This window comes from Yersinia thracica (assembly GCF_902170565.1).
In the GTDB taxonomy this organism is placed as follows: Bacteria; Pseudomonadota; Gammaproteobacteria; order Enterobacterales; family Enterobacteriaceae; genus Yersinia; species Yersinia thracica.
Window position 1 is genome coordinate 1 of record NZ_CABHXX010000086.1, and the last position, 11,399, is coordinate 11,399.

Consider the following 11,399-nt stretch of genomic DNA (forward strand, 5'->3'; position numbering starts at 1 on the left):
GATGTTAACTGTCATGAAATGAGTCAATTTTCATCATTTTAAGTTTAATGATTTTTAAAGGATTAAAGTCACCATGGGTAAAATTAGCAGCCTATATAAATCCAGAAAGGATAGCGTTGAGATGGCGCAAATGAATTTAGATTATCTTATTAATAATGGATTTATTGATAACCCTATTTGCCGCTATATGTCGCGTAGTGAGTTTTTCTTTCTATTTTTTCGTTATTTATTCGCGTTAATATTCATTGTATTTCTAGTGACGGTCTTATTTCCTGATTTGACTGATGAAGTTTTGTATCTTTCAGTTTCTGCCTTCTTTTCCGTACTTTCATTGGTGTTACTGCTACCTTGTTCATACCGTTTGGCGAGCCAAAAGTTAAGTCCCTATTTATTGATGTTCCATTTTCTTCCATTCGCTTGTTATTTCTTGCATGGTTTACTGATGTTTTTCTTGTTGGGTTCATTTTTACTTTATCTGATACTTATCAATATTTTTGATATAAAACCACTCGTATGCGATCGTAGAAAACAATGGGATTCTGCCTTACCTAACGAATATCCATTCGGATTAGCACTGATCAGTTTTAGTTTATTATATCTAAGCTTTTTTCTATTATTTGAGCTGGATGATGCCGTTATTGCGCTAATGATGTTGTCGTGGATTTTCTTTTTACTGGCTAAATGGTATTGGCCGGTGGTGACATTGAATATCGTGGGGGCCGTCGGTGTATTTTGGTTTTTCTCGTCAGGATTTGTGGAAGTCAAACATCATAAGAATATTATTATTGATGCACTTATTAAGATTTCTTTACTGGACAGTATTTTATTTCTAATTTTCTCACTCAGTTTATTTATTAATATCCTGTTTTGGTTGGAAGCTCGGCAACGTGAGCAGCAACCTATCGCGGATAGAGAGTAAAGGTCATATTTTAATCAATAAGTTGGCAATCAAAAGCCGGTCAGGGTTTCCATGACCGGCTTTCTCGCATTCTCGCTTTCTCGCCAGATATTACTTTACTTGCATGCCGGGTTGAGCACCATTGTCCGGGCTAAGCAGGAAGATATCGTTGCCGCCAGGGCCGGCTGCCATCACCATACCCTCTGATATACCAAAGCGCATTTTGCGTGGAGCCAGGTTTGCCACCATCATGGTGAGTCGACCTTCTAAGACTTTCGGATCAGGGTAAGCCGAACGAATACCCGAGAAGACCTGACGCGTCTCACCACCGAGATTCAGTTTTAGTTTCAGTAATTTATCTGAGCCCTCGACAAAATCTGCTTGTTCAATCAGCGCGATGCGCATATCTACTTTAGCAAAATCATCAAAACTGATGGTTTCCTGGATCGGATCATCGGCCAATGGACCGGTTACCGTCACTGCTGTCGCAGCCATATCTTCTTTAGAAGAGGCGACCATTTCGTTCACCTTATCCAAATCAATACGGTTAAACAGCGCTTTAAAAGTATTAATCTGGTGATCTAACAGAGGTTGTTCGATGCTATCCCAAGTTAATTCAGTGTTGAGGAAAGCCTCGGTACGTTCGGTCAGCGCAGGTAGCACCGGCTTGAGGTAAGTCATCAAGACCCGGAACAGGTTGATGCCCATGGAGCAAATAGCTTGCAAGTCAGCATCACGGCCTTCTTCTTTCGCCACGACCCAAGGTGCCTGTTCATCAACATAACGGTTGGCAACATCGGCCAGCGCCATAATTTCACGAATCGCTTTGCTTGATTCGCGGCTATTATAAGCATCCGCAATACTGACGGCGGCATCCGTAAAGGTTTTATATAACTCAGGGGAAGCAAGGTGATCGGCTAACTTACCAGCGAAACGCTTGTTAATAAAACCGGCATTACGCGAAGCCAGATTGACCACTTTGTTGACGATATCGGCATTGACGCGCTGGACAAAATCTTCCAGATTCAAATCGATATCATCAATACGTGAAGAGAGCTTGGCGGCGTAGTAATAACGCAGGCAATCGGCATCCAGATGTTTTAGGTAAGTGCCTGCTTTAATGAATGTGCCGCGGGATTTCGACATTTTTGCGCCGTTTACCGTGACATAACCATGGACGAACAAATTGGTCGGTTTGCGGAAATTACTGCCCTCCAACATGGCTGGCCAGAACAAGCTATGGAAGTAAACAATGTCTTTACCGATGAAGTGATACAGGTCGGTTGTAGAATCTTTACGCCAGAACTCATCAAAATCTAAATCGCCGCGCTTATCGCACAGATTTTTGAATGCGCCCATATAACCGATAGGGGCATCAAGCCAAACGTAGAAATATTTACCTGGCGCATCGGGGATTTCAAAACCAAAGTAAGGCGCATCACGGGAGATATCCCACTGTTGCAGGCCCGATTCAAACCATTCCTGCATTTTATTCGCAACTTGTTCTTGCAGTGCGCCAGAACGTGTCCAGGCTTGCAACATATCGCTGAAAGCAGGTAAGTCGAAGAAGAAATGCTCAGATTCACGCATGACCGGCGTAGCACCGGAAACCGCAGATTTTGGATCAATAAGTTCAGTCGGGCTGTAGGTTGCGCCACAAACTTCGCAGTTATCGCCATATTGATCCGGTGCTTTACACTTCGGACAAGTGCCTTTCACAAAGCGGTCGGGCAGGAACATCCCTTTCTCAGGATCATAGAGCTGAGAAATAGTCCGATTCTTGATATAACCGTTCGCTTTTAGGCGGCTGTATATCAGGCTCGACAGTTCACGGTTTTCATCACTGTGAGTCGAGTGATAGTTATCATAACTGATAGCGAAACCGGCGAAATCTTGTTGGTGCTCCTGGCTCATTTCGGCAATCATCTGCTCTGGTTCGATACCCAGTTGCTGAGCTTTCAGCATGATTGGGGTACCGTGGGCATCATCTGCACAGATAAAATGAACCTGGTTGCCGCGCATTCGCTGGAAACGGACCCAGATGTCTGCCTGGATGTGCTCGAGCATGTGACCGAGATGTATAGAACCGTTAGCGTATGGTAGCGCGCACGTCACCAATATTTTTTTCGCGACTTGAGCCATAGTGGGAAATTGCTTTCTTTATGTCGATTAAAGGGTCTTTGATGTTAACCGATATACCGGCTCGTCGCTAGGGTAGGAAACCTGCACTTTGCCTTAAGTTATAATCGATTTACTTTGACGACACAGGCATGACGGAGTTCTGGTACACTATTATTGGCTAATACGATAAATTCTGTTGGTTAATAACGATAAATTCAAGGAGCCGGGATGAGCCAAAAATCCCCCGAGCAGACCACCCCTGACCTGCTGCAATTACAAATTTCAAAGGTTCTTGCTGCCTTTAAACACCCAACCTTGCAAAAGAGCCTGACTGAGTTGCGCGCTATTCATCACTGTGCCCTATTGGACAATGTGCTGCATATCGAGCTGGTGATGCCTTTTGCCTGGCAATTTGGTTTTGATGCATTGAAAGAATCGGCCAGCGGAGAATTGCTGGCAGTGACCGGTGCTAAAGCCATTGACTGGAAACTTTCTCATAATATCACCACGCTAAAACGCGCCAATGATCAACCTGGTGTCAAAGGCGTGCGCAACATTGTCGCGGTCAGTTCCGGTAAAGGCGGGGTGGGGAAATCCAGCACCGCTGTGAACCTGGCACTGGCTTTGTCGGAGGAGGGCGCAAAAGTCGGTATTCTGGATGCTGATATTTATGGCCCTTCCATCCCAAATATGCTGGGCACCACCCAGCAGCGGCCAACATCCCCTGATGGCAAACATATGGCACCGATTATGGCCCACGGTATCGCCACTAACTCGATTGGTTACTTGGTGACTGACGAAAATGCGATGGTGTGGCGCGGCCCGATGGCCAGCAAGGCTTTAATGCAGATGCTCCAAGATACCTTATGGCCGGATTTGGATTATTTGGTCATTGATATGCCGCCGGGTACCGGTGATATCCAACTGACGCTGTCACAGAATATTCCAGTCACCGGCGCGCTGGTGGTGACCACGCCGCAGGATATTGCCCTGATTGATGCGATGAAAGGCATTGTGATGTTTGAGAAAGTGCATGTGCCAGTGCTGGGCATTATTGAGAATATGAGCATGCATATTTGCAGTAATTGCGGCCATCTGGAGCCTATTTTTGGCACTGGCGGGGCAGAGAAACTGGCGCAGAAATATCATTGCAAACTACTGGGCCAAATTCCGCTGCATATTTCATTGCGCGAAGACCTCGACCGCGGCGAGCCAACGGTTGTCAGTCATCCTGATAGCGAATTTGCTGATATCTATCGCCAATTGGCATCCAACGTTGCGGCAGAAATGTACTGGCAGGGCGAAGCGATTCCGACGGAAATTTCATTCCGCGCGGTGTAATCGCGGTTATCTCTCTATCTAAAGTCTTTGGCGTTGCGCAGTGAACAGCGCTGCAACGCCAAAGACGCAGGGTATTGTGCTGGCATCAAACCCGTTAACTCCTTATAATTGGCGCGATCGAAGCACTTTGTGTGCTTCGTCTCCCTTCACACTTCGTAATCAGGTCTTTAATTTTATGACTGACAAAGCACACCAGTGCGTCATTATCGGGATAGCGGGTGCCTCAGCCTCCGGAAAAAGTCTTATCGCCAGTACGCTGTATCGTGAATTGCGTGAACAGGTTGGTGACCAACATATTGGCGTCATTCCTGAGGATGGTTATTACAAAGACCAAAGTCACCTGTCAATGGAAGAGCGGGTCAAAACTAACTATGACCATCCCAGCGCCATGGACCACAATTTATTGCTGGAACATCTACAATCACTGAAAGCAGGCAAGCCGATTGAACTGCCGCTTTACAGTTATACTGAGCATACGCGTAAAAAAGAAACCGTCCATTTAGAACCGAAAAAAGTGATTATTTTGGAAGGAATCTTGCTGTTGACCGACATTCGTCTGCGCCAGGAAATGAACTTTTCTATCTTTGTCGACACCCCTTTGGATATCTGTTTGATGCGCCGTATGAAGCGTGATGTCAATGAACGTGGCCGCTCAATGGACTCCGTCATGGCTCAATACCAGAAAACAGTGCGCCCAATGTTCCTGCAGTTTATCGAGCCTTCCAAGCAATATGCTGACATTATCGTGCCGCGCGGTGGCAAAAACCGTATTGCGATCGATATTCTAAAAGCGAAAATTAGCCAGTTCTTTGAGTAACGTTCGTCTGGATCTTTGCTTCTTAATATGGCAGCTTGCATAGTATGTAAGCTGTAACATGCGAATTTTGATGGAGATTTTAGCAATGAGACTGTGCGACCGTGACATAGAAGCTTGGCTGGATAGCGGTAAATTGGGGATTGATCCTCGCCCACCAGTAGAACGTATTAATGGTGCGACAGTTGATGTCCGCTTAGGAAATAAATTCCGTGTCTTCCTCGGGCATACTGCGGGGTTTATTGACTTAAGCGGCCCGAAAGATGAAGTCAGCGCAGCGCTGGAACGGGTCATGAGTGATGAAATCATTCTGCCTGAAGGGGAGGCATTCTTCCTGCATCCCGGTGAGTTGGCGCTGGCGGTTACACTGGAATCAGTGACTATCCCCGATGATCTGGTCGGCTGGCTTGACGGCCGATCTTCCTTGGCCCGCCTTGGATTGATGGTGCATGTGACCGCCCACAGGATAGATCCCGGCTGGCAAGGCAGGATTGTGCTGGAGTTCTATAATTCAGGTAAGCTGCCATTGGCACTGCGCCCTGGAATGCTGATTGGTGCGCTGAGTTTTGAGCCACTCTCTGGCCCCGCCGCCCGCCCTTATAATAGTCGTCAGGATGCCAAATATCGTGGCCAACAAGGTGCTGTAGCCAGCCGTATTGATAAAGATTAGCCCTTTTCTCTCTGAGATTTTCACCTGATAAGACTTTTAGCTTAATAAGACAAGAGGATGTCATGAGACGATTACTAACGACGTTGATTATCCTGCTGGTTGTGCTGGTGGCAGGAATGAGCGCATTGGTATTGCTAGTAAATCCTAATGACTTTCGTGCTTATATGGTCAAACAGGTTGAAAGAAAAAGTGGTTATCATCTGCAACTGGACGGTGATTTACGTTGGCATGTCTGGCCACAACTTAGCATCATTGCGGGTCGGACTTCGCTAACGGCCCCCGGTGCTGCTGCGCCGGTAGTCAGTGCTGAAAATATGCGCCTGGATGTCAAACTCTGGCCCCTGTTATCGCATCAGCTTGATGTTAAACAGGTCATGTTAAAAGGTGCGGTTATCCGCTTAACGCCGGATAGTGAGGCACAGCAGGAACCAGGGGCGCCGGTTGCGCCAGCGGGCAATGCACCACTTGATGAACATCGCGCCTGGAAACTCGATATCAATAAAGTCCAGGTTGCTGACAGTCTGCTAATTTGGCAACGGTCAGATAATGATCAAGTGAACGTCCGCGATATTAATCTTGAACTTAGCCAAGACCCTCAACGACAAGTCCATATAACACTCAACAGCCGCGTTAACCGTAATCAGCGGGATATCACTTTCTCCTTGGTTGCCGACGCAGATATGCGCCATTATCCACAGCAGTTCAGCGCAAATATCAGCCAATTTACCTATAAATTGGAAGGTGCGGATATTCCTGTCGGTGGTGTGAGTGGAGAGGGGGTATTAGAAGCCAGTTATCAACGTGATATTCAGCAATTGTTGCTCAATAAACTGAGTTTCACGGCAAATAATAACCAACTGACCGGCAGTGCCAAAGCGACTTTGAGCCTCGTTCCTGAGTATGTTATTAATCTGGCTGCTGATAATCTCAACTTGGATGCCATTTTCGGTTGGCAGCCCAAGAGCACCGCCAGCACTAAAACCACGGCCAAAGCGGCGACAGTGACTGCGCCAGTCATTGCTGCTCAAGTCGATGATGATGTCGGGCAGGATCTACAGGCATTACGCGATTTTTCGGCGCAAATGACGCTGACTGCGAATAATATGGTTTATCGTGCAATAAAAGTCAGCAAGCTGGATCTACAAGTATCAAACCAACAAGGTGAGGTCCAGATTAGCCGTTTAACCGGCAGCGCATTGGGCGGTGATTTTTCACTACCAGGCTCACTGGATGTCACGGGCAAGAAAGTGCTCACTGCGGTTAATCCGGTGATAAATCACATGGAGTTAGGGCCGGTATTGGTGGCGGCTAATTTACCCTCGGTGATGACGGGTCAATTCTCTATGCAAGCGCAGTTGTCTGGCGAAGGACTTGATGTTGAGGCATTCAACCACCGTTGGAAAGGAAATGCGCAATTCAGTATGAATGATGCGAAGTTGGAGGGACTGAACATTCAGCAACTTATTCAGCAGGCTGTCACCCGTAGCTCCAGTGATGTTAAAGGCCCGGAACGTTATGAGCGTTACACGGAGGTTAAAAAACTGCAAGCCAATTTGACCCTGAATAAAGGGCGGGTGAATGTTAGTAATCTGGTGGCAGATTCTACTTTGATTTCGATTAAAGGCAGTGGAGAACTCAATCTACCGGCGCAGCAAGCTGACATGAACCTGTCAGTACGTGTGATGCAAGGTTGGAGCGGGCAAGATAGCCTGGTCAAAATGCTGCAAAATACGGACATTCCGCTGCGTATTTATGGCCCATGGGCTCAACTCAGTTATCAATTGAATGTTGAGCAGCTTTTGCGGGATGAATTACAACAGCGGGCTAAAAAAGCACTCAGTGACTGGGCTGAACGTACTCAGCAGAGCCGCGGAAGTCAGGATCTTAAAAAGCTGATTGATAAGCTTTAAAAAAGAGCGCCATCTCCGATAGCAATAACAGTTATCGGAGGTGGTGGTCTGATTTTGTTATCCTCCAGTTATGATATTGTTCACTAATGTCGCCTTTCTAAACATAAAATCCTCTCTCTTGCTCACAAACTAACATTTGTTTCTAAAATCTCTGCGAATCATTGATAGATGTCATAAACTCGCCCATGGACTTTGGGCAGAGTGCAGAGCAATTTCTGTGTTTTAACAATCTGTGTCTCAATGATCTGAGTATTAACAACAATAATGATTTACACCCCAAGTGATTAGCAGGCCACTAGCGGTGCGGTGGTGTTGAAAGCGCAGGGTATTCAGCAACAGGCGAGTTTTCGGTAAGAGAGGGTATATGTTAGATCTTTTGATTGGGGTTGTAGTGGCCATTGGTGTTGGCCGTTATATTATTAAAGGCTACTCAGCCACCGGCGTACTGATGGTCGGCGGTTTATTGTTATTAATTATCAGTGCCCTGATGGGTAAAAACGTATTACCAGCCAGCGCGACGGCAACCGGTTGGCGGGCGACAGACATTGTTGAGTACGTCAAAATCTTGCTGATGAGCCGTGGTGGCGACCTCGGCATGATGATTATGATGTTATGTGGCTTTGCCGCGTATATGACCCACATTGGCGCGAATGATGTGGTGGTTAAGATTGCATCCAAACCACTGCAAATGATCAACTCCCCGTATTTATTGATGGTCGCGGCCTATATTGTGGCCTGTTTGATGTCTTTGGCGGTGTCATCGGCAACCGGGTTGGGCGTACTATTGATGGCGACATTGTTCCCAGTGATGGTTAACGTGGGTATCAGTCGGGGAGCGGCAGCCGCAATTTGTGCATCACCCGCAGCTATCATTCTGGCCCCCACCTCTGGCGATGTCGTGCTGGCAGCGAAAGCTTCTGAAATGCCATTGGTCGATTTTGCTTTTAAAACCACATTACCCATCTCCATTGCGGCGATTGTCTGCATGGCTATTGCTCACTTTTTCTGGCAGCGTTATCTGGATAAAAAAAGCCAGGAAAAGCATGAAATGATGGATGTTAATGACATCACGACTAATGCCCCGAGCTTTTACGCCATTTTACCTTTCACACCCATTATTGGCGTGCTGATATTTGATGGCAAATGGGGGCCGGAACTACACATCATTACGGTATTGGTCATTTGTATGCTGATTGCTGCCGTGATTGAGTTCTTGCGCAGTTTCAATGCAAAAACGGTCTTTACCGGACTCGAGGTTGCTTATCGGGGGATGGCTGATGCATTCGCAACAGTGGTTATGCTGTTAGTTGCTGCTGGGGTATTTGCGCAGGGTCTGAGTACCGTTGGGTTTATCAGTGGGCTGATTGGATTGGCACAATCATTCGGCACCGGTGGCATTATTATGATGCTGGTATTGGTCACTATCACCATGCTGGCGGCGATGACGACCGGCTCAGGTAATGCACCATTCTATGCATTTGTTGAATTGATCCCGAAACTGGCAGCACAAATGGGAATTAACCCGGCTTATCTGGTGATCCCAATGCTACAAGCTTCAAATTTGGGGCGCACGCTGTCCCCGGTTTCTGGCGTGGTAGTTGCGGTGGCAGGGATGGCAAAAATCTCACCTTTCGAAGTGGTGAAACGCACCTCAGTTCCAGTATTGGTTGGGCTAGTGGTGGTGATTGTCGCTACTGAAATTCTGGTTCCCGTGCATTTATAACTTCTGCGAATTGCCATAAACAGCACAAATAATCATAAAAAAACCGGGTGGCAATAAGCAACCCGGTTCTATTTTTATCATTCACACAGCCAATTTCTGTGGCCTAAATATTCTGCTACCCACTCATCACACTTCATAATCAGGGTCCGGAACCTTCAGCGGCGTGATCTTCACCTTTAAGATGCGGTGACTGCTCACCTCAAGAGGTTCAAACAAATAGTCACCAATTTTCAATTGTTCGCCGACCTGAGGGATCCGCTGGGTATACTCCATCAATAATCCAGCCAATGTATGATATTCACGTTTATCATCAATCGGCAGTGGTAGATAGAGCACCAAATCTTCCAACGGCATATAGCCATTGGCTATCCAGCAACCATCATCAGTTTGTTGAATATCATGACGGGCATCTAATTCCTCACCTGCAACAGGCAGATTACCTGCAATGGTTTCCATCACATCAGTCAGCGTCACCACCCCCTCGATAGAGCCAAATTCATCCACCACGAAGGCAAAATGGGTTTGTGCCTGGCGGAATTGTTCAAGCGCCATCAGCAAAGAGACTTGCTCAGGGAAAATTAAAGGTTGGCGAATGAGCGCTCGCAAGTCGAGTTTTTCATTGGTTAATTGTTGCTTCAACAAATCAATGACATGAATCACGCCAAGTGGTTCATCTGTTGAACTATCTTCGGTGACGACAATTCGGGTATGCATATTTTTCGTCAGCAACTGAGTCAATTTTTCTGGCGGATCATTCAAGTCGAGATACTCAACATCATGGCGTGAGGTCATGATGCTACTCACCGTCCGCTGTGCCAGCCCTAACACCCGCTCAATCATCCGGCGTTCTTGTTGGTTGAACACCTCTTGACCCACCCGAGTATTATCAGCAATCAGATTAGCGGTATGGTTATCCAATTCAGCTTCTTCGTGCTTGCCACTGAGCATACGCAGCACCGCCTCTGCTGTCCTTTCACGTAAAGGACGGACAGTCGATAGGAAGCGGCGGCGGTTGAATTGTGCAAACTGATTCAACGATTCAATAATGACTGAGAAACCAATAGCCGCATACAAATAACCTTTCGGAATACGGTAACCAAAGCCTTCAGCTACTAAACTGAAACCTATCATTAGCAAGAAGCTCAAACAGAGAATGACAATCGTTGGATGCGCATTCACAAAGCGAGTCAATGGCTTACTGGCTAATAGCATCAAGCCAATGGCAATACAGACCGCCGCCATCATGACCGCCAGATGATCAACCATACCGACGGCGGTAATCACCGAATCGAGAGAGAAAATAGCATCCAACACCACGATTTGTGCCACGACAGGCCAAAAACGAGCGCCTTTGCGTTGCTGATTTTGCTGATGATCCTTGCCCTCAAGGCGCTCATTGAGCTCCATGGTGGCTTTGAATAGCAAGAATATCCCGCCGATTAACATGATCAAGTCACGGGCGCTGAACGGATGCCCAGAAAGCGTGACAAATGGCGCAGTTAATGTCGCTAACCAAGAGATACACGCCAATAATACCAAGCGCATCAGCAATGCGCACAACAGCCCTGTTACTCTGGCTTTATCTCGTAAATGGCGGGGTAGCTTCTCCGCCAAAATAGCAATAAATATTAGATTATCAATGCCCAACACAATTTCGAGCACAACCAGCGTCGCTAGCCCTGCCCAAATAGTAGGATCTGCGATCCATTCCATATATCTAACTTCACCTTTTATTTCTACGAATTATGCCACTAAAGCGAATAATGGGCCTATAAGATCAAATTTTCAAATTTAATATAAGAAATGGATGATATTTACTATAAAAAATAGAGATATAAAAAAGAAAGAAAAAATGTAACTATATGAAATTATTCTATAATGAAAAATACAGCCCTACAAATAGGTAACGGAAACTAACAGAC

The 11,399-nt window shown here is 46.4% G+C and carries 8 protein-coding genes; 6 read left to right on the forward strand and 2 right to left on the reverse strand.

Annotated features, from left to right (window positions below; genetic code table 11):
- Positions 1-73 precede the first annotated feature (73 nt).
- The gene (locus FTA91_RS12140; RefSeq protein ID WP_072082589.1) at positions 74-919 is read left to right on the forward strand and encodes a hypothetical protein; all 846 of its coding nucleotides are present in this window, start codon (positions 74-76) and stop codon (positions 917-919) included.
- A gap of 90 nt (positions 920-1,009) precedes the next feature.
- Here the strand turns inward: FTA91_RS12140 and metG are convergent, their stop codons facing one another.
- Positions 1,010-3,040: a methionine--tRNA ligase gene (metG, locus tag FTA91_RS12145; protein WP_050114324.1), complete on the reverse strand. Its 2,031-nt coding sequence runs from the start codon at positions 3,038-3,040 to the stop codon at positions 1,010-1,012.
- Between the two features lie 207 nt (positions 3,041-3,247).
- On the opposite strand from metG, the gene apbC reads away from it, so the two are divergent.
- The 5 genes from apbC to dcuC all read left to right on the forward strand — a co-directional run bounded on the left by apbC (position 3,248) and on the right by dcuC (position 9,477).
- On the forward strand, positions 3,248-4,360 hold the full coding sequence (gene apbC, locus FTA91_RS12150) for an iron-sulfur cluster carrier protein ApbC (protein WP_145583404.1): 1,113 nt from the start codon (positions 3,248-3,250) through the stop codon (positions 4,358-4,360).
- 175 nt (positions 4,361-4,535) lie between these two features.
- Positions 4,536-5,177, forward strand: coding sequence for a uridine kinase (udk, locus tag FTA91_RS12155; RefSeq protein WP_005162352.1), 642 nt, complete (start codon positions 4,536-4,538; stop codon positions 5,175-5,177).
- Positions 5,178-5,262: 85 nt separating this feature from the next.
- A complete protein-coding gene (dcd, locus tag FTA91_RS12160; RefSeq protein ID WP_005168320.1) occupies positions 5,263-5,844 on the forward strand; it encodes a dCTP deaminase in 582 nt (193 codons plus the stop codon).
- A 62-nt stretch (positions 5,845-5,906) separates the two neighbouring features.
- Positions 5,907-7,754, forward strand: a complete 1,848-nt coding sequence (asmA, locus tag FTA91_RS12165) for an outer membrane assembly protein AsmA (RefSeq protein ID WP_145583406.1) — start codon at positions 5,907-5,909, stop codon at positions 7,752-7,754.
- Between the two features lie 364 nt (positions 7,755-8,118).
- Complete coding sequence (gene dcuC, locus FTA91_RS12170) at positions 8,119-9,477, forward strand: anaerobic C4-dicarboxylate transporter DcuC (RefSeq protein WP_050114321.1); 1,359 nt, start codon at positions 8,119-8,121, stop codon at positions 9,475-9,477.
- Positions 9,478-9,603: 126 nt separating this feature from the next.
- On the opposite strand, the gene FTA91_RS12175 is transcribed toward dcuC, so the two are convergent.
- Positions 9,604-11,190 (reverse strand): TerC family protein, encoded by a 1,587-nt coding sequence (locus tag FTA91_RS12175; protein ID WP_050114320.1) that lies wholly within the window; start codon positions 11,188-11,190, stop codon positions 9,604-9,606.
- Between the last annotated feature and the right edge of the window lie 209 nt (positions 11,191-11,399).

Coding starts and splice junctions, on each gene's coding strand:
- FTA91_RS12140 (WP_072082589.1), top strand. CDS start 74: ATGGGTAAAATTAGCAGCCTATATAAATCCAGAAAGGATAGCGTTGAG.
- dcuC (WP_050114321.1), top strand. CDS start 8,119: ATGTTAGATCTTTTGATTGGGGTTGTAGTGGCCATTGGTGTTGGCCGT.
- FTA91_RS12175 (WP_050114320.1), bottom strand. CDS start 11,190: ATGGAATGGATCGCAGATCCTACTATTTGGGCAGGGCTAGCGACGCTG.
- asmA (WP_145583406.1), top strand. CDS start 5,907: ATGAGACGATTACTAACGACGTTGATTATCCTGCTGGTTGTGCTGGTG.
- dcd (WP_005168320.1), top strand. CDS start 5,263: ATGAGACTGTGCGACCGTGACATAGAAGCTTGGCTGGATAGCGGTAAA.
- apbC (WP_145583404.1), top strand. CDS start 3,248: ATGAGCCAAAAATCCCCCGAGCAGACCACCCCTGACCTGCTGCAATTA.
- udk (WP_005162352.1), top strand. CDS start 4,536: ATGACTGACAAAGCACACCAGTGCGTCATTATCGGGATAGCGGGTGCC.
- metG (WP_050114324.1), bottom strand. CDS start 3,040: ATGGCTCAAGTCGCGAAAAAAATATTGGTGACGTGCGCGCTACCATAC.